Origin of the sequence: Streptococcus sp. SP8 (genome assembly GCF_030440045.1) — a bacterium.
Taxonomy (GTDB): Bacteria; Bacillota; Bacilli; order Lactobacillales; family Streptococcaceae; genus Streptococcus; species Streptococcus parasanguinis_I.
On the sequence record NZ_JAQFJL010000004.1, the window covers coordinates 59,182 to 77,199 of the forward strand.

Here is an 18,018-nt window from a genome sequence, read left to right on the forward strand (position 1 = left end):
GTTTGACTTGAAAACAGATTTTTTAAACTATTCATCAAACGAACAGGTTGTCCAACAGACCTGTCTAGAAATTGTGAGGAGACAAGATGACTGTCGATTATAACAGCAAAGCTTACTTGGATAAAGTAGACGCTTGGTGGCGTGCAGCCAACTACATTTCAGCTGCTCAAATGTACTTGAAAGATAACCCATTGTTGAAGCGCGAAGTCGTTGAAAATGACTTGAAGGCTCACCCAATCGGACACTGGGGAACTGTACCAGGGCAAAACTTTATCTATGCTCACTTGAACCGTGCCATCAACAAATATGACTTGGATATGTTCTACATTGAAGGACCAGGTCACGGTGGACAAGTAATGGTATCGAACTCATACTTAGATGGTTCTTATACTGAATTAAATCCAAACATCCCACAAAATGAAGAAGGTTTCAAACACTTGTGTAAGATCTTCTCATTCCCAGGAGGAATTGCTTCTCACGCAGCGCCTGAAACACCAGGATCTATCCACGAAGGTGGGGAACTTGGTTATGCCCTTTCTCACGCTGCAGGTGCTGTATTGGATAATCCAGATGTGATTGCTGCCACAGTTATCGGTGACGGTGAAGGAGAAACAGGTCCATTGATGGCTGGTTGGTTGTCAAATACCTTCTTGAACCCAGTCAACGATGGGGCTATCCTTCCAATCTTCTACCTCAACGGAGGGAAGATCCACAACCCAACCATCTTCGAACGCAAAACAGACGAAGAATTGGCCCTCTTCTTTGAAGGTCTTGGTTGGAAACCAATCTTTGCGAACGTCACTGCGATTTCAGAAGACCACGAAGCTGCACACGCTTTGTTCGCTGAAAAATTGGACGAAGCGATTGAAGAAATCAAGAAAGTCCAAGCAGAAGCTCGTAAAGGTTCTGCTGAAGAAGCAACTCAACCAGTATACCCTGTCTTGATTGCTCGTATTCCTAAAGGTTGGACTGGTCCAAAAGCATGGGAAGGAACACCAATCGAGGGTGGATTCCGTGCTCACCAAGTGCCAATCCCAGTAGATGCTCACCACATGGAGCATGTCGATGCCCTTCTTTCATGGTTGGAATCTTACCGTCCAGCTGAATTGTTCGACGAAACTGGAAAACTAGTTCCGGAAATTGCGGAAATTGCACCAAAAGGTGACCGTCGCATGGCTATGAACCCAATCACAAATGCTGGTGTGATCAAACCAATGAACACAGCTGATTGGAAGAAACATGCCCTTCAATTCAACACACCAGGTGAAATCATGGCTCAAGACATGATCGAATTTGGTAAGTATGCGGCAGACTTAGTAGATGCAAACCCAGATAACTTCCGTATTTTCGGTCCAGACGAAACCAAATCAAACCGTCTTCAAGAAGTCTTCACACGGACAAGCCGTCAATGGTTAGGACGTATGAAACCAGACTACGATGAAGCCTTGAGCCCTGCTGGTCGTGTCATTGACTCTCAATTGTCAGAGCACCAAGCAGAAGGAATGCTTGAGGGATATGTCTTGACAGGTCGTCATGGATTCTTCGCTTCTTACGAATCCTTCCTTCGTGTTGTGGATTCTATGATCACTCAACACTTCAAATGGTTGCGTAAGTCTAAGACACATACAACATGGCGTAAAAACTACCCAGCCTTGAACTTGATTGCAACTTCAACTGTCTTCCAACAAGACCACAATGGTTACACTCACCAAGATCCAGGTATCTTGACTCACTTGGCTGAGAAAACTCCTGAATACATCCGTGAGTACTTGCCGGCAGATACTAATAGTTTGCTTGCAGTGATGGATAAAGCCTTCAAGGCAGAAGACAAGGTAAACTTGATCGTTACTTCAAAACACCCACGTCCTCAATTCTACTCAGCTGATGAGGCAGAAGAATTGGTTCGTGAAGGGTACAAGGTGATCGATTGGGCATCAACTGTGTCAGCAGATGAAGAGCCAGATCTTGTCATTGCAGCTGCAGGTACAGAGCCAAACCTTGAAGCTCTTGCAGCCATCACAATCTTGCACCAAGCCTTCCCAGAATTGAAGATCCGCTTTGTCAATGTTGTGGATATTTTGAAATTGCGTCACCCATCAGTAGATGCACGTGGACTTTCTGACGAAGAGTTCGATAAAGTCTTCACGACTGACAAACCTGTCATCTTTGCCTTCCATGGTTACGAAGGCATGATTCGTGACATCTTCTTCAACCGTCACAACCACAGTCTTCGTGTACATGGTTACCGTGAAAACGGAGATATCACAACACCATTTGATATGCGTGTGATGTCTGAGTTGGACCGCTTCCACTTGGCACAAGATGCTGCTAATGCAGCTCTTGGGGAAGAAGCATCCGCATTTGCAGCTCAAATGGATGAAACAGTTGCCTTCCACAATGCTTATATCCGTGAAAACGGAGATGACATTCCGGAAGTGCACAACTGGAAATGGGAAAATGTAAATAAATAAGAAAAAAAGTCGGAGCATTCCGGCTTTTTTTCTTATTTAGACCGTCTTTTACATTTCCACTTGCTTTTTTTGAAACAGTTAAGCGCTGTTTCATCAGTTTGTGGAAGTCTTCTATCCACAGAGGGTGAAATCACCTTGTGGATTGCATTGATGATGCCAGCGGTAAAAGAATTTGATATTTTTTTAAAAATATTTGATTAGCCCATCAGTAACTAGGTGAATGATTTCATAAAATAAAAAGAGTGCTGGAAAGTGGGATTGCTTGAGAAAGAAAATTACAAACGAATTCCAGTTTCTACAGTCAACCTATTTTTATATTTTGGTTGACCATTGAGGAGTTGTCTGGTATAATAGGTTAACCATATTTGAAAGTGAGGTTAACTAAAAGTGAAACAACATCATACTTTTTCAATTGTTCTTCCAGCCTTCGGAGCTGCTATCATTGCTTCCTTATCACAAATCATCATTCCGATAGGAGCGGTGCCCATCACCTTACAGACCTTTGCTGTAGGACTGGTGGCTGCCATTTTTAAACCGAGAGAAGCTACTCTTGCTGCTCTCCTCTATCTTATTCTCGGTGCAATTGGTCTACCCGTTTTCGCAGGAGGTAGCGGTGGTTTTCAAACCTTCTTTAGTCCAATAGCTGGTTATATACTTGCCTATCCCCTTTTCGCCTTTATCACTTCTAAACTGACCAATGCTGATACACCCATTTGGAAAATCTTTTTGGCTTTTGTTTTAGGAGATGTCCCAGTATTTGTCGGTGGAATTCTCACCCTTCACTTCCTTGGAAATATGGGTTGGTCTACAGCCGTAGCTGTCGGTTTGACACCTTTTATCATTCCTGACCTGTTAAAAGGACTCATCGTCTCTTTGGTGACTAAGCCAGTTTTAAAAGCACTAAAAGATCATAGCTACTTTAACTAAAAAAAGATTGAAGGCTCTGTTCACACGAACAATGTCTTCAATCTTTTTATTTTGCAAAATAAATGTCATAGTGCTTTGAGCAAGCTGGATTAAACCGACTGTGACAATGAGAGCAAGAGATAGACTTTTGATAGTTTTCAATAGTCATTTCATGTAGACAAACACCACAGATAACTACCTTATCCTGCCTTATGTGGCAAGGATAAGCTCGAAATCTATGATCCTCTATATGATCATGACATTGATAACAGGCATAATATTTTTGACAGTCATAGCATTTTAGAGCAACAATATCTAGTGGAGAATGATAGTGTTGGCACCTACTTTCCTTATCTACCAGGAGACCATGAATTTGTGCTACTGGTAGATAAGGAGTAGAAGCAATTGTCTTGCCCAGGACATCAGGTTCCTGCTTTCTGAGAGTTTTTCTAGTGATTGTACTTTTACTATTTTCCATTAACCACATTATAGCACAAATGATTTGTATTTTTAGGAGAAAAGTATAGTCGATTCACATGATTCATTGTGTCTATCTTATGCTTCTACGTAACAATAGTTTTCAGTTCTTATTTGATGAAACTTTAGGGACTGATTTTTTTTAACAATTTATAGATCTAGGAACTAAAGAAAAGACAGCTGGATATAAGTTCGGAAATCAAGCGTTTTTCTAATAAAATTGTAAGAGTTTCTAGGAAAATATTGAAGTAAAACCGAAAAAATAGTAAAATGGAAGAGCTGATTGCAGCAAATCAACTGTTCTGCATTCTCCTTTTTGGAGAAGTGTTCTACATTAGAAAATGGAGTATTCTATGAAGAAAAAAATTATCTTGAAAAGCAGTATCCTAGCGGTCGCTGCGGGTCTTAGTGTTTTTGCGATCAATAGCGTTTTTGCAGACGAATTGCCCGTACAGTTCATGGGCGTTAATGACTTCCACGGTGCCTTGGAACAAACAGGGACAGCTCGTTTAGAAGGCGAAACTGTGAAAAACGCAGGAACAGCCCCACTTTTGGCAACCTATTTGAACGATTCGCAAAAAGACTTTGAAACGGAGAATGCCGGAACGCCTAATGCCAGCATCCGTGTGCAAGCGGGAGATATGGTCGGCGCTAGTCCAGCCAACTCTGCCCTCCTTCAAGATGAACCAACTGTAAAAGTCTTCAATGAAATGAACTTTGAATACGGAACCCTTGGAAATCACGAGTTTGACGAAGGACTTGGTGAATTCAACCGGATCATGAAGGGAGAAGCCCAAACCCTGGTCAATTCAATAAGATCGTAGATGAGTATCCTCATGAAGCTTCCAAACAAGAAGTCGTCATTGCCAACTTGGTTGACAAAGATACCAATAAAATCCCATTTGACTGGAAACCTTATACCATCAAAGAAATCCCAGTCAATGACAAGACCGTTAAGGTCGGATTTATCGGGGTTGTTACGACAGAATTCCCAAATCTTGTTTTGCGTAAAAATCATGAACAATACCGTGTTTTGGATGAAGCAGAATCGATTGCTAAATATGCGCGTGAATTAAATGACCAAGGTGTGCATGCTATCGCTGTCTTGGCTCACGTTGCTGCCACTAGTAAGAATGGTGTAGCAGAAGGTCCTGCTGCAGACATGATCAAAAAATTAAATCAAATCTATCCTGAAAACTCAGTGGATATCGTCTTTGCAGGTCATAACCACCAATATACAAACGGGATGGTTGGAAATACCTTGATTGTTCAAGGTACGTCTCAAGGGAAAGCTTACTCGGATGTCCGTGGGGTCCTAGATACGGATACAGCTGACTTTGTCAAAGCTCCAACTGCTAAGATTATTGCGGTAGATCCATCGAAAGGCAAAGCAAAAGATGCCAAGGTTCAAGCGATCATCGATGATGCCAATGCGACGGTTAAAAAAGTAACAGAAGCAAAAATCGGTACAGCAGACAAAGCTGAAAATATTACCCGTGAATTGAATGCGCAAAAAGAAAGTGCTGTTGGAGATTTGGTCACAGCAGCGCAACTAGATATTGCCAAAAAATCAGGTTATCCAGATGTTGACTTTGCCTTCACCAATAATGGAGGAATTCGTGCAGACCTCGTGGTGAAACCAGACGGAACAGTCACTTGGGGTGCAGCTCAAGCAGTGCAACCATTTGGAAATATCCTCCAAGTAGTAGAAATCACTGGGGACCAAATCTACAAAGCTTTGGATCAACAATATGATGAGAAAGAGCTTTACTTCTTGCAAATGGCAGGGATCAAGTACACCTATACAAAACCGGCTGATGCAACAGAAGAAAATCCTTATAAGGTCGTGAAAGCTTACAAGGCAGACGGAACTGAAATTGATCGCAACAAGACCTACAAGGCGATTATCAACGACTTCTTGTATGGTGGCGGAGATGGCTTCTCAGTCTTTCGTGATACAAAATTGATCGGTGCGATTAATCCAGATACTGAAGTCTTTATCCAGTACATCGAAGATGTGAATAAGGCAGGGAAGAAATTATCTGCTTCAATCTTGGGCAACAAGACCTTTGTGGAAAAAGTGGAAGAAGAAACACCAACTCCAGAACCACAACCACAACCTCAACCAACTCCAGAACCACAGCCAGCGCCAGTTGATCCAGTAAGTCCAGTAAATCCAGTCCATCCTGTGGCTCCAGTCTCTCCTGTTACCCCAACTCCTCAACCTGAAAGCCCAGTAACTCCAGCTCAACCAGCTGCAATCGAAACAAAAGAAGTGGCAACAAACAAACCAGTCGCTGTTACCTATCATACAGGTGGCCAAGCAGAAGCAACAGCTACACCAGTAACTGGTCTTCCAAAAACAGGTCAAGATGAATTGGCTTCAACCGTCCTTAGCCTCTTTGGCATGACCTCACTAGCTTTAGCGGGATTTGTAGCCAGCAAAAAACGTGAAGGTTAAGTTCTTCATCCGTTAACTTACCCTAAAAAACGTCCGTTCTTTTAAGAAACGGACGTTTTTGATCTTAGGCTGTTTTCTCCACCCAGACACTGCGGACAAAGAAGAGGCTGATCAGAGCTAGTGCTAGAAAGGCAACTCCAAGGTAATAATAGGGTTGATCCATTGTGGTAGATCGACCAGAGAGGTTGACAATCCCTCGGTAGAGGGCTCCGGCTGTTAGGGTAGCCACTCCTGAATTCCAAAGATTGAGACTCAGTCGAGAGAAGCCTTTCACCATCAACTGTAGAGCCACTAGTAGGGCGCCACCGATCAAAGGAATCAAGAAGAGGTAGTGCATGAAGGCAGAGGTTTCGCCAAAACTAAAGTGTTCATAGATGCGACTTCCGACAAAGAAGAAAGCTGAAATCAGAGTGTACCAGAGAATCGTTTTTTTCAACCGTTGTTTGATAGGATTAGTAACCGATGTAGACAATGTCACTCACCGCCCTTTCTGAGATAGTACCATTTGTTGTTGGTTTATTAATAACTTGGCCATTGAAGTAAAGTGTAGAAGATCCACCCCCGTCCAGGTTGTAGGCTGTTTTAACGCCATAAGACTTCATCACTTCGGCTAATTGGTAGAGAGACAGGCCTTGGCTTTCTGAAGTCCGTCCATCTGACACGACGATAATGTAGTGATTTTCATCGATGATTCCAATCGCTGTCCGTGGATTAGACGCCATAGATTGCCCGACCTCTGAGTTGGTATCGACGGTAATTTCTCCATTTTCAACTAAGGAAGGACCGAAAGCGAGGAGATTGACGACCCCGTCTTTGACCAATTGATCCGCTGAGATCTCATCTTCATAGATAATTTTGAAGGATCCATCCTTGTAAATGGCTAGGTCACCATTGCTTGAATCTTCCCGAACGGTATCACGGTAGACCACTCCATTTCGGATGACGTATCCTGTACTGTTAGCCCCGTAATAGTCACCATTCACTGCTAGAATGGCACTGTTGTTGGCAGCTGTGACAGAGGTCTTAGCAGTCACGTTGGTTCCGTAAGTGTTTTGTGCAAAGGCTGTTTTGAGGTAGTCAGATGAGCTGACTGTGATATCTGCAATGTAAACCTGGGTATTTTCAACCGTTTTTTCTGTGAGGCTCACCTGGATATTGTCATCTGAATAGCTAGTATCGGTCGTTGTAGCCGATGCAGCTGCTTTTTTGGCTGCCTTGGTGTCCGTAGTCGTAGTTTTTACGGTTTGGATGGCATCAGATAAGACAAAGGTCTTGAGCATCGAGTAGCTAAAACTGCTGGTCAAAAGAAGGCCAAAGCAGGCAGCATAGGTGTAGGATTTTTTAAAGAATTTCATGGTGGGGAGCAGTCCTTTCTTTGAAGATCACTTTTTTCTGGATCACCCATGAGACCAGAAAGAGGAGGAAGCCGACGACAATCTTACTGATCAGGAGATTGAGCCCGAAAGCAGTATAGAAGAGTCGAATCAAGAGCGTATCGAGAATAAAGAGGCCAAGAGCTAGACCAAAGTAGCCACTTCCAGTTTTAGCGACACTATCTTTATTCTTAAAGACCAGGTGCTTATTGGTCGAGTAGTTAAAGATGGAACTCGTCACACGAGCGATCCCATTGGCTAGGAGAATACGTAGACTAATGGGCACGGCCATCATCACGAAAAGGAAGAAGACGTAGACCAGATAGTCAACGATAAAACTACTCAGAGAGGAGAGGGCAAACTTGAACATGTCCTTGTAGATCATGAGGCCATCTCGAATAGGTCGGAAGTGGGAGCCTTCGTTGTCATTGATGTAGACCGTCTCGATGGGAACTTCCACGATGGGGAAGGACTTGCTTGATGCGAGGAGAACATTCATTTCATATTCATAACGCTGACCGTCAACCTCAAGCATGAAAGGCAAGAGATTCGTAGTGAAAGCCCGTAAGCCCGTTTGGGTATCGCTGACCACCACCCCTGTTTGTTGCTTAAACAAGAAACGAGTCAATTTATTTCCGAAAGCAGAACGCAAAGGAACTTTTCCAGAGAAGGCGCGTGCTCCTAGAATAAGTGTTCTAGGATGCTCTTGAGATTGGTTAACAACCCTGAAAATATCCCAAATTTTGTGCTGACCGTCTGCATCAGCTGTAACAATGCTTCCATAGGTGCCTCTTTCTAGGATGTAGGCATAAGCAGTTTTGAGAGCTTGCCCTTTTCCTTGATTGTGCTCATGAGTCAGAACTGTCGCAAGACCGTCCAATTTGTCAAAAATCACTTTCTTGTCAGCGTCACTCCCATCGTCGACCACGATGATGTGGAGATCGCTCTTAGCGTGGACTAAGCGAACCAGTTTGACAAGATTCAGATCCGGTTGATAGGCGGGGATGATAAGATAATTCATAATCGTTCCTCGTTTCTTGAGATTTGTTGTAGCTAGTATAAAGACTCAAGCTTAAAGCTAACTGATATCAGTTTTCTTTAAGGAAAGAGGAGAAAGAAGGGGAGGGGTTTCTTCTATAAAATGTCATTTTTTAGGACATTTTTTTCTTTTTTCTCGAAGGGGACGTCCAGAATCATTTTTCAAATCCTAAAGATAATTCTTGCCTTTGTTCGAAAAGTCTGGTATAATAGTTTCTTGTGAGTAAACCTCACTTACCCCTTGCAAAGACAGGGGGTCATTAGTCCAAAAGGAGGAACATTATCAATGGCTAAATACGAAATTCTTTATATTATTCGTCCAAACATTGAAGAAGAAGCTAAAAACGCTTTGGTAGCACGTTTCGATTCTATCTTGACTGACAACGGTGCAACTGTTGTTGAATCAAAAGATTGGGAAAAACGTCGTCTTGCATACGAAATCCAAGATTTCCGTGAAGGACTTTACCACATCGTAAACGTTGAAGCGAACGACGCTGTAGCTCTTAACGAGTTCGACCGTCTTTCAAAAATCAACGGTGACATTCTTCGTCACATGATCGTAAAAGTTGACGCGTAAGAAATCATCAGAGGTGACTTATGATTAACAATGTTGTACTTGTCGGTCGTATGACCCGTGATGCTGAACTTCGTTACACTCCAAGCAATCAAGCAGTTGCTACTTTCAGCTTAGCTGTCAACCGCAACTTCAAGAGTCAAAATGGAGAGCGCGAAGCCGATTTCATCAACTGTGTGATCTGGCGTCAGCAAGCAGAAAACTTAGCCAACTGGGCTAAGAAAGGTGCTTTGATTGGGATTACCGGTCGCATTCAAACACGTAATTACGAAAACCAGCAAGGTCAACGTGTTTATGTCACTGAAGTCGTAGCAGACAGCTTCCAACTATTGGAAAGCCGTGCAGCACGCGAAGGGCATGCAGGTGGTGGCTATTCATCAGGCAACGGTGGTTTTGCTGGAAACTCAACCCCAAGCTTTGGTGGATCTGAACCAAGCAATGCAGCGCCAAACTTTGGTCGTGAAGAAAATCCATTTGGAGCCAATCCAATGGATATCTCAGACGACGATCTTCCATTCTAAGAATGGGTTTAACGAATTAAAACTATAAAGGAGAATTAAACATGGCTCAACAACGTCGTGGCGGATTCAAACGCCGTAAAAAAGTTGATTACATCGCAGCAAACAAAATCGAATATGTCGATTACAAAGATACTGAGCTTCTTAGCCGTTTCGTTTCAGAACGTGGGAAAATCCTTCCTCGTCGTGTAACTGGAACTTCAGCGAAGAACCAACGTAAAGTAACAACAGCTATCAAACGCGCTCGCGTAATGGCTTTGATGCCTTTCGTAAACGAAGATTAAAAAAGAGGTCCAGTGGACCTCTTTTTCACGAGCTTGAAAATAAAAAAGCGAGTAAGACTGTACTGACCCCAAAAAGTTAGACAATTAATTTAAGCAAAGGATTTAGTTCTGTATTGTACAGGACTAAGTCCTTTTAGTTTTACCTTAATTCGTTTGTTGTTGTAGTAATCAATATAGTCGACAATAGCTTGTTCCAAGTGCTCAAGTGACTGAAACGTATTCTCATAACCATAAAACATTTCAGACTTAAGAATGCCAAAGAAAGATTCCATCATACCGTTATCTGGGCTATTTCCCTTACGTGACATAGATGGTTGGATTCCCTTATTCTTTAAAAAATGATGATAGAAATCGTGTTGGTATTGCCATCCTTGGTCACTATGGAGAATTGTATTTTCGTAATGGTTCGCTGTAAAGGCTTGTTCTAGCATAGCTTTCATTTGTTGTAAGTTAGGCGAAGTAGAAAGATTGTAGGAGATAATTTCGCTGTTAAAGCCATCTAAAACTGGTGATAAATAAAGCTTTTGACTGCTTGCTGGAATGGCAAATTCTGTCACATCTGTGTAGCACTTTTGCATTGGTTTGGTTGCTTCAAATTGACGTTGAATAAGGTTATCTGCTTTCTTGCCAACCTCTCCTTGGTATGAAGAATACTTCCGTTTACGGCGAATTCGAGCCGTTAAACCAAGTACTTTCATAAGACGCTGCACCTTCTTATGGTTCACTACAAAGCCACGATTTCGTAATTCTAGAGTCATGCGACGATAGCCGTAATTTCCTTTATGCTCAGTATAAATTGACTGAATTTCAGCTTTAACTTGCTCATCCTTATCGCTTTGATCCAGCTGTTTTAAGTGATAATAATAAGTTGAACGGGCAAGCTTAATAATCTTTAGAAGGATATCTAAAGAAAACTCTGTTACCAATCCTTGAACAATTTCCGCTTTTCTTCTTGCTCTTTTTCCTCCTTCAATCGGAGTTCTCTCAACTTTTTTAGAACAGCATTCTCCGCTCTCAGGTATTCATTTTCTGCTTGAAGACGTTCTAACTCTGTCATTTCTTCAGGTTTTTTCTTTGGCTTGCGTCCCATTTTAGGTGCTCTCCCTCTTGTTTTCTCAACAATAGTATACCCATTTTTCTTGTATTGTGCCAGCCAATTTGGAAGCATTCCTTGGTTTGGGAGAGCATAATCTAGAGACACCCTTATTTGAGAACGACCTTCAAGCAGAACTTTATCAATAATTTCTCGTTTTAATTTAGGAGAATAATAACGGTTCTTCCCCTTTTTGACGAACTCTATACCGTAACGATCAATCAATTTAATCATGTACCTAAGATTAGGAATATTTATCCCGAATATATTTGAAAGCTCTTTGAAGCTTCGCCCTTGTTTTCTAAGTTCATATATCTGAACTTTATCCTTATATGTCAATTTCATAATAAAAACACCCCAAAAGTTAGATTTTTTCTGTCTAACTTTTGGGGTGCGGTTCAGACCCTAACGGGTCTTTTTTTCACGAGCCTGGAAATGTAAGAGCGAGTTGAGGTCCAGTGGACCTCTTTTTCAGACCCTTTTGGATCTTTTTTGCGAGCATAGAAATATGATAGTGAGTTAGGTCCGTGTGAAGCTCTTTGACCTTTCCCAAGCTCTAATTATGCTATAATGATGGGGAGAAAGGTATCAAGGAGCGCAACATGAAGGAATGCACAATCATCAGAAACATGATGGAGTATGATATTGAAGGGATCTCTCAAGCTTTTATCCACCAAGGGTGGCCGGGTAGAGAGGATATCTTGACTAGCTATTTTCAGGAGCAGGAGAATAGAGAGAGGGACGTATTAGTAGCTGAGTCGGATGGATTTGTGGCAGGCTATATCACTATATTGCCTGCTGCCAAGCACGGCCCTTTCGTGGGAGTCTATCCTGAACTATCTGATTTTAATGTTTTTGAACCATTTAGAAATCGAGGGATTGGGAATCAACTCTTAGAGGAGGCAGAAAAAAGAGTCTGGCTACTATCAGAGATTGTTACTTTAGGGGTTGGTTTACACTCGGGTTATGGTCCAGCTCAAAGACTGTATGTCAAACGGGGCTATATCCCAGATGGATCTGGGGTTTGGTTTAGGGATCACTCCTTGGCCCCTTACAGTTCTTGTGAAAACAATGATGACTTAGTCCTCTATTTTTCAAAAAGATTGAACAGGGAAATACAGTAAAACAAAAACGGATGAAAACTTCATCCGTTTCTTTTTAGCGTCGAGTTGCTGGTGCTGTGCTCGAACTTTTAATATTAAAGCGTTTCTTGAGGTAGAAGCGAAGGACAAGTGCTAAAGCTCCTAAAACGATGGCAAGGACATCTGGAATAGTTGGGTTGAGAACCTGTGGGAGTAAGGAAGTAAAGGACAAGACAATGACCCAAAGGAACATGACTCCAACAAGAATCGGCATAGATTTCCAAAGAGAAGGACGCTCGCTACGATCTTTGGTACCATCCATATACTGATAGAAGAAGTAGTACATGAGGTATAAGAGCAGAGCCCCTGTCAAACTTCCAAGGATTAAGGTGATCAAACCATAGCCAGTACGACGAGGTGCAACCAAGTTCATAAAGGCGCTAATCGCAGCAAAGACTCCAAAGATAAAGAGGAAGGAATCCAAAATCATGAGAGAGGGGGCATCGTTTAATTTCGGATGCTCTTTTTCATAGCGTTCTTTCTCGCTGAAAGAGTTCGCCCATACAGTTGGAGCTCCAAAAAGGGTCCGTGCCGGAATTCCTTTTCCTTGGTTTTCATGGATAGCTGGTAGAATTTCCTGGATGAGGCTTTCTGCTTCTTCCTCTGTCTTTCCATTTTCAAGCAATTGGTGTTTGGCGATACGGATAAATTCTTGATTTTTCTTGCTTAGTTGATTCAAATCAAATTGAGACATAAATACTCCTTAGTGTTATTAGTAGGTGTTAGAACCATTTTTTATGGATGAGGTAGACGACGAGAGACCCGGTCAGGGCAAAGGCGATGATAATGATCAGCCAGAAGGCATGGGGTTCGCCATTGAGCGGAAGCTCATTGTCCTTGAAGTTCATCCCGTAGGCCGAAAAGATCATGGTTGGAATGGACATGACAATGGTAACGAGAGCCAGAGTTTTCATGATGTTGTTCTGGTTGTTGGAGATAATCGATGCGAAGGTATCGGTCATGGAGTGCAGGATATTTCCATAAATATCTGCCATCTCGATGGCCTGCTGGGTTTCGATCAAGGTATCTTCCAACAGATCCTCGTCTTCTAAGTATTTCTTGATGTTACTTGTAGCGCTGGTCAATTTCTTGATCACGCGCTCATTGGTTTTCAGAGAGGCTTTAAAGTAGACGATGGTTTTTTCCAGCTCCATCAACTCAATCAGCTCTTCATTACGCGTTGATTTGTGCAATTGACTTTCAATCTGCTCGCTTTTGCGATCCAAGGTACGAAGCGCTGACAAGTAGAGTTCAGCGTTACGATAGAGGATCTGAAAGATAAAGCGTGACCGCATAAAGGTATAGAAATTCCGCAAGCGTCGGTTGATAAAGATATCGAGAAGCGGCAATTTCTCCAAGCAAGTCGTGATAATAGCCTCTTCTGTCAGGATAATCCCTAGCGGAATGGTCACGTAGTAGGTCTGATTGTTCCGCTCTTCCTTGATGGGAACGTCGACGATGATCAAGGTATATTCATCTTCGATGGTCATACGGGACATTTCTTCCGCATCGAGTGGTGCCCGTAAGTCGGCAATATCGATATTAAAAGCAGAGGCGATTTCCATCGATTCACTTTGAGAAGGGTTCACAAGGTTGATCCAGCTACCAGGTTCCAGCGTCTCTATTTCCTTAAATTCAGTCGTTGTCGATAAAAAGACCTGTTTCATGGTGCCTCCCCTTGTTTTTTTACACCTTAACATTATATCAGAAAAAGGACGGTTTTGGATAAAAGAATACTAAAAAATTTGTTATAATGGAGGTTAACAAAAAGGTGATTAGAGTAAGAACATGCAAGATAAAATTGTCATTCATGGGGCACGCGCCCATAATTTAAAAAATATAGATGTGGAAATTCCACGGGACAAATTAGTCGTGGTGACGGGTTTGTCTGGTTCTGGAAAGTCCAGTCTGGCCTTTGATACCCTCTATGCAGAAGGTCAGCGCCGCTACGTGGAGAGCTTATCGGCCTATGCCCGGCAATTCTTGGGAAATATGGAAAAACCAGATGTGGACTCCATTGACGGCTTGAGTCCAGCTATCTCCATCGACCAAAAAACGACCAGCAAAAACCCCCGTTCTACAGTGGGGACGGCAACAGAGATCAATGACTACCTGCGCTTGCTCTATGCGCGTGTAGGGACGCCTTATTGTATCAATGGGCATGGAGCGATTACAGCTTCTTCGGTTGAGCAAATTGTCGATCAAGTCTTGGAATTACCAGAGCGCCAACGCCTGCAAATTCTAGCTCCTATTATTCGCAAGAAAAAAGGCCAGCACAAGAATATCATTGAAAAAGTCCAAAAAGACGGCTATGTCCGGGTGCGGGTCGATGGTGAGATCTATGATGTGACAGAGGTTCCAGAACTATCTAAAAGCAAGCAGCACACGATTGAAGTAGTTGTGGACCGAATCGTGATCAAAGAGGGCATCCGCTCGCGGCTCTTTGATTCGATTGAAGCAGCTCTTCGGATTGCGGATGGTTATGTGGTGATTGATACCATGGATGGCAAGGAATTGCTCTTTTCTGAGCATTATGCTTGTCCAGTCTGTGGCTTTACCGTTCCTGAATTAGAGCCCCGCCTCTTTTCTTTCAATGCGCCTTTTGGATCTTGTCCAGATTGTGATGGGCTGGGTATTAAGCTAGAGGTGGATTTAGATTTGGTGGTGCCAGATGATCGCTTAACCCTTCGCGAAGGAGCCCTCGCTCCTTGGAATCCGATCTCTTCCAACTACTATCCACAGATGTTGGAGCAGGCCATGATCCATTTTGGCGTTGATATGGACCAGCCGTTTTCTGATCTTTCTCAAGAAGAAAAGGACTTGGTCCTCTATGGGTCAAATGGCAAGGAATTCCACTTCCACTATGAAAATGAATTTGGTGGAGTTCGGGATATCGAGATTCCTTTTGAAGGGGTCGTAAACAATATTCACCGTCGTTTCCGTGAGACCAATAGTGATTTCACCCGCAACCAAATGCGCTCTTATATGAACGAATTGACCTGTGCGACCTGCCATGGCTACCGTCTCAATGACCAGGCTCTCTCTGTTCGTGTCGGAGGAGAAAAGGGGATGCATATCGGGGAAGTGTCAGATCTATCGATTGCGGACCACTTAAAAGCCGTGGACCAGCTGATCTTAACGGACAATGAAGCTACGATTGCAAGACCGATCCTAAAAGAGATTAAGGATCGCTTAACCTTCTTAAACAATGTGGGGCTCAATTACTTGACCCTGTCACGATCGGCTGGGACCTTATCAGGTGGAGAAAGCCAGCGCATTCGCTTGGCAACCCAGATCGGTTCCAACCTCTCTGGTGTCCTTTACATCTTGGATGAGCCGTCTATCGGCCTCCATCAAAGGGACAATGACCGCCTGATTGCCAGTCTCAAGAAGATGCGCGATTTAGGCAACACCTTGATCGTCGTCGAACATGATGAAGATACCATGAGAGAGGCAGACTACCTGATCGACGTCGGCCCAGGTGCCGGTGTCTTTGGGGGAGAGATCGTTGCAGCAGGAACTCCAAAGCAGGTGGCACGCAACAGCAAATCCATCACTGGCCAGTATTTGTCCGGCAAGCGCAAGATTCCGGTTCCAACAGAGCGCCGTTCAGGAAATGGCCGCTCTATTGAAATTACAGGAGCAAGTGAGAATAACTTACAAGACATCACAGTACGCTTTCCTCTAGGAAAATTCATCGCAGTCACTGGAGTTTCCGGTTCTGGAAAATCGACCTTGATCAATGGCATCTTGAAAAAAGCCATCGCTCAAAAGCTCAACCGCAATTCGGAAAAACCAGGGAAATACAAGACGATTCAGGGGATTGAGCATATCGATCGCTTGATCGACATTGATCAAAGCCCGATTGGTCGGACTCCTCGTTCCAATCCAGCGACCTATACAGGCGTCTTCGATGATATTCGTGATCTCTTTGCTCAGACCAATGAAGCCAAAATTCGGGGCTATAAAAAAGGCCGCTTTAGTTTCAATGTCAAGGGTGGGCGTTGTGAAGCCTGCTCAGGAGATGGGATCATCAAGATTGAAATGCACTTCTTGCCAGATGTCTTTGTCCCTTGTGAGGTCTGCCATGGACGTCGATACAATAGTGAAACCCTCGAAGTCCACTACAAGGAAAAAAATATCGCAGAAGTTCTGGATATGACGGTCAATAAGGCAGTCGAATTCTTCAAGCACATTCCAAAAATTGAACGCAAACTCAAGACCATCCAAGATGTGGGCTTGGGCTATGTAACGCTGGGGCAACCAGCGACCACCCTTTCAGGTGGGGAAGCGCAGCGAATGAAGTTGGCTTCTGAATTGCACAAGCGCTCTACAGGAAAATCCTTCTATATCTTGGATGAACCAACGACCGGACTCCATACCGAAGACATTTCTCGCTTGATCAAAGTCTTAGAGCGGTTTGTGGATGATGGCAATACAGTCCTTGTGATTGAGCACAATTTAGATGTTATTAAGACAGCAGATCATATCATCGATTTAGGACCAGAAGGCGGTGTCGGTGGTGGAACCATTATTGCGACCGGAACACCAGAAGAAGTAGCAGCAAATCCTGCTAGCTACACAGGACAATATTTGAAAGGAAAATTACAATGAATCAACGGATCAGCTACTTAAGAAACAAAATGAAAGCCCAAAACCTCAAAGCGGTATTGATTAACAATTTGAAAAATGTTTATTATTTAACCAATTTCTGGGGTTCAAACGGGACCGCTTTGGTGACAGAAGAACGCGTGGTACTCTTTACAGATTCGCGCTACACCATCCATGCCCATGCGACTTGTTTCCCCTTTGTAGAGATTGTGGAAACCCGCGATGAGTTGACTGCAGCTGCAGAGATCGTTAAGGACCTTGGAATCAAAGAACTTGGTTTTGAGGATGAAGTGACGGTGGCCTACCATGCCCGCATGGCTTCTGTTTTCAGTGGTATTAGCCTTCAATCCCTAGCGAACTTTGTCATGGAATTGCGCTTGATTAAAGATGAGACCGAGATTGCGGCGATTAAAAAAGCTTGTAGCATCTCTGACCAAGCCTTCCATGATATTTTAGACTATATCAAGGTAGGGAAAACGACAGAGTTGGAAGCAGCGACTTTCCTCGACTTTAGAATGCGGGAGTTGGGAGCTTCTGGTGTATCTTTCGATATTATTTCAGCAGCTGGTGAACGTTCTGCCATGCCTCACGCGACTCCAAGTGATCGGGCCATTTCAGCAGGAGATGCCTTGACCCTTGATTTTGGTTGCTTGTATGACCACTATGTCAGCGATATGACACGGACTATCTATGCGGGTCATGTCAGCGACAAGGAAAGAGAAATTTACGAAACCGTTTTGAAAGCCAATCAAGCCTTGATTGATGCGGCTAAAGATGGACTTGGCTTCCGTGATTTTGATAAAATTCCACGTGATGTGATCGAGGCAGCCGGCTATGGACAATACTTCACGCATGGAATCGGTCATGGAATTGGGCTAGATATCCACGAAGAACCATACTTCAGCCAAACGTCTAAAGAAGCGATTCAAGCAGGGATGGTTTTAACAGATGAGCCTGGGATTTATATTGAAGGCCTCTCAGGTGTGCGGATCGAAGATGACCTCTTGATCACAGAAACAGGCTGTGAAGTCTTGACTCTTGCTCCTAAAGAATTGATTGTCCTATAAAAT

General features: G+C 43.3%; 15 protein-coding genes and 1 pseudogene. 9 read left to right on the forward strand and 7 right to left on the reverse strand.

Annotated features, from left to right (window positions below; translation table 11 throughout):
• The first annotated feature begins 86 nt into the window (after positions 1–86).
• Both PCY11_RS05280 and PCY11_RS05285 read left to right on the forward strand, forming a co-directional pair.
• Positions 87–2,471 carry a phosphoketolase gene (locus tag PCY11_RS05280; protein WP_049474088.1) on the forward strand — a complete coding sequence of 795 codons (2,385 nt, stop codon included), beginning with the start codon at positions 87–89 and terminating at the stop codon, positions 2,469–2,471.
• Positions 2,472–2,858: 387 nt separating this feature from the next.
• Complete coding sequence (locus tag PCY11_RS05285; protein ID WP_024054847.1) at positions 2,859–3,398, forward strand: biotin transporter BioY; 540 nt, start codon at positions 2,859–2,861, stop codon at positions 3,396–3,398.
• A gap of 46 nt (positions 3,399–3,444) precedes the next feature.
• Here the strand turns inward: PCY11_RS05285 and PCY11_RS05290 are convergent, their stop codons facing one another.
• Positions 3,445–3,783, reverse strand: coding sequence for a CHY zinc finger protein (locus tag PCY11_RS05290; RefSeq protein ID WP_080934958.1), 339 nt, complete (start codon positions 3,781–3,783; stop codon positions 3,445–3,447).
• Between the two features lie 424 nt (positions 3,784–4,207).
• On the opposite strand from PCY11_RS05290, the pseudogene PCY11_RS05295 reads away from it, so the two are divergent.
• Positions 4,208–6,315 (forward strand): annotated as a pseudogene (locus PCY11_RS05295) (5'-nucleotidase C-terminal domain-containing protein).
• Positions 6,316–6,379: 64 nt separating this feature from the next.
• On the opposite strand, the gene PCY11_RS05300 reads toward PCY11_RS05295, so the two are convergent.
• From PCY11_RS05300 to PCY11_RS05310, 3 genes are read right to left on the reverse strand one after another with little or no spacing between them, the layout of a single operon-like run.
• On the reverse strand, positions 6,380–6,787 hold the full coding sequence (locus tag PCY11_RS05300) for a hypothetical protein (protein ID WP_049490889.1): 408 nt from the start codon (positions 6,785–6,787) through the stop codon (positions 6,380–6,382).
• Positions 6,768–7,670, reverse strand: a complete 903-nt coding sequence (locus tag PCY11_RS05305; RefSeq protein ID WP_247919921.1) for a phosphodiester glycosidase family protein — start codon at positions 7,668–7,670, stop codon at positions 6,768–6,770. Before PCY11_RS05305 ends, PCY11_RS05300 begins: the two co-directional genes overlap by 20 nt.
• On the reverse strand, positions 7,657–8,709 hold the full coding sequence (locus PCY11_RS05310) for a bifunctional glycosyltransferase family 2/GtrA family protein (RefSeq protein WP_070846157.1): 1,053 nt from the start codon (positions 8,707–8,709) through the stop codon (positions 7,657–7,659). The genes PCY11_RS05305 and PCY11_RS05310 overlap by 14 nt, the downstream gene beginning before the upstream one ends.
• Before the next feature lie 303 nt (positions 8,710–9,012).
• Between PCY11_RS05310 and rpsF the strand changes: the two genes are divergently transcribed.
• The 3 genes from rpsF to rpsR are packed head-to-tail and all read left to right on the forward strand — an operon-like array spanning position 9,013 to position 10,102.
• Positions 9,013–9,303 carry a 30S ribosomal protein S6 gene (rpsF, locus tag PCY11_RS05315; protein WP_003005040.1) on the forward strand — a complete coding sequence of 97 codons (291 nt, stop codon included), beginning with the start codon at positions 9,013–9,015 and terminating at the stop codon, positions 9,301–9,303.
• A 20-nt stretch (positions 9,304–9,323) separates the two neighbouring features.
• On the forward strand, positions 9,324–9,821 hold the full coding sequence (locus PCY11_RS05320) for a single-stranded DNA-binding protein (RefSeq protein WP_021153796.1): 498 nt from the start codon (positions 9,324–9,326) through the stop codon (positions 9,819–9,821).
• 41 nt (positions 9,822–9,862) lie between these two features.
• Positions 9,863–10,102, forward strand: coding sequence for a 30S ribosomal protein S18 (rpsR, locus tag PCY11_RS05325; RefSeq protein WP_000068664.1), 240 nt, complete (start codon positions 9,863–9,865; stop codon positions 10,100–10,102).
• 89 nt (positions 10,103–10,191) lie between these two features.
• Here rpsR and PCY11_RS05330 read toward each other — a convergent pair.
• A protein-coding gene (locus PCY11_RS05330) for an IS3 family transposase (protein ID WP_150906858.1) occupies positions 10,192–11,540 on the reverse strand; the annotation gives its coding sequence in 2 pieces (ribosomal slippage) (positions 10,192–11,090 and positions 11,090–11,540; 1,350 coding nt in all).
• A gap of 257 nt (positions 11,541–11,797) precedes the next feature.
• Here PCY11_RS05330 and PCY11_RS05335 point away from each other — a divergent pair.
• A complete protein-coding gene (locus tag PCY11_RS05335; RefSeq protein WP_070845646.1) occupies positions 11,798–12,319 on the forward strand; it encodes a GNAT family N-acetyltransferase in 522 nt (173 codons plus the stop codon).
• 34 nt (positions 12,320–12,353) lie between these two features.
• Here PCY11_RS05335 and PCY11_RS05340 read toward each other — a convergent pair whose 3' ends face one another.
• Complete coding sequence (locus PCY11_RS05340) at positions 12,354–13,031, reverse strand: DUF1129 domain-containing protein (protein WP_013904094.1); 678 nt, start codon at positions 13,029–13,031, stop codon at positions 12,354–12,356.
• Between the two features lie 28 nt (positions 13,032–13,059).
• Positions 13,060–14,004 (reverse strand): magnesium transporter CorA family protein, encoded by a 945-nt coding sequence (locus PCY11_RS05345; RefSeq protein ID WP_070466493.1) that lies wholly within the window; start codon positions 14,002–14,004, stop codon positions 13,060–13,062.
• A gap of 121 nt (positions 14,005–14,125) precedes the next feature.
• Here PCY11_RS05345 and uvrA point away from each other — a divergent pair, with 121 nt between their 5' ends.
• Together uvrA and PCY11_RS05355 are read left to right on the forward strand one after the other, a co-directional pair.
• Positions 14,126–16,951: an excinuclease ABC subunit UvrA gene (gene uvrA, locus PCY11_RS05350; protein WP_070466492.1), complete on the forward strand. Its 2,826-nt coding sequence runs from the start codon at positions 14,126–14,128 to the stop codon at positions 16,949–16,951.
• A complete protein-coding gene (locus PCY11_RS05355) occupies positions 16,948–18,015 on the forward strand; it encodes a Xaa-Pro peptidase family protein (protein ID WP_301362564.1) in 1,068 nt (355 codons plus the stop codon). Before uvrA ends, PCY11_RS05355 begins: the two co-directional genes overlap by 4 nt.
• The last annotated feature ends 3 nt before the right edge of the window (positions 18,016–18,018 follow it).

Bases quoted from the DNA above. Each gene is read 5' to 3' on its own strand.
- PCY11_RS05280 (WP_049474088.1), top strand. From the start codon at position 87: ATGACTGTCGATTATAACAGCAAAGCTTACTTGGATAAAGTAGACGCT.
- PCY11_RS05305 (WP_247919921.1), bottom strand. From the start codon at position 7,670: ATGAAATTCTTTAAAAAATCCTACACCTATGCTGCCTGCTTTGGCCTT.
- PCY11_RS05310 (WP_070846157.1), bottom strand. From the start codon at position 8,709: ATGAATTATCTTATCATCCCCGCCTATCAACCGGATCTGAATCTTGTC.
- rpsF (WP_003005040.1), top strand. From the start codon at position 9,013: ATGGCTAAATACGAAATTCTTTATATTATTCGTCCAAACATTGAAGAA.
- PCY11_RS05320 (WP_021153796.1), top strand. From the start codon at position 9,324: ATGATTAACAATGTTGTACTTGTCGGTCGTATGACCCGTGATGCTGAA.
- rpsR (WP_000068664.1), top strand. From the start codon at position 9,863: ATGGCTCAACAACGTCGTGGCGGATTCAAACGCCGTAAAAAAGTTGAT.
- PCY11_RS05335 (WP_070845646.1), top strand. From the start codon at position 11,798: ATGAAGGAATGCACAATCATCAGAAACATGATGGAGTATGATATTGAA.
- PCY11_RS05340 (WP_013904094.1), bottom strand. From the start codon at position 13,031: ATGTCTCAATTTGATTTGAATCAACTAAGCAAGAAAAATCAAGAATTT.
- PCY11_RS05345 (WP_070466493.1), bottom strand. From the start codon at position 14,004: ATGAAACAGGTCTTTTTATCGACAACGACTGAATTTAAGGAAATAGAG.
- uvrA (WP_070466492.1), top strand. From the start codon at position 14,126: ATGCAAGATAAAATTGTCATTCATGGGGCACGCGCCCATAATTTAAAA.
- PCY11_RS05355 (WP_301362564.1), top strand. From the start codon at position 16,948: ATGAATCAACGGATCAGCTACTTAAGAAACAAAATGAAAGCCCAAAAC.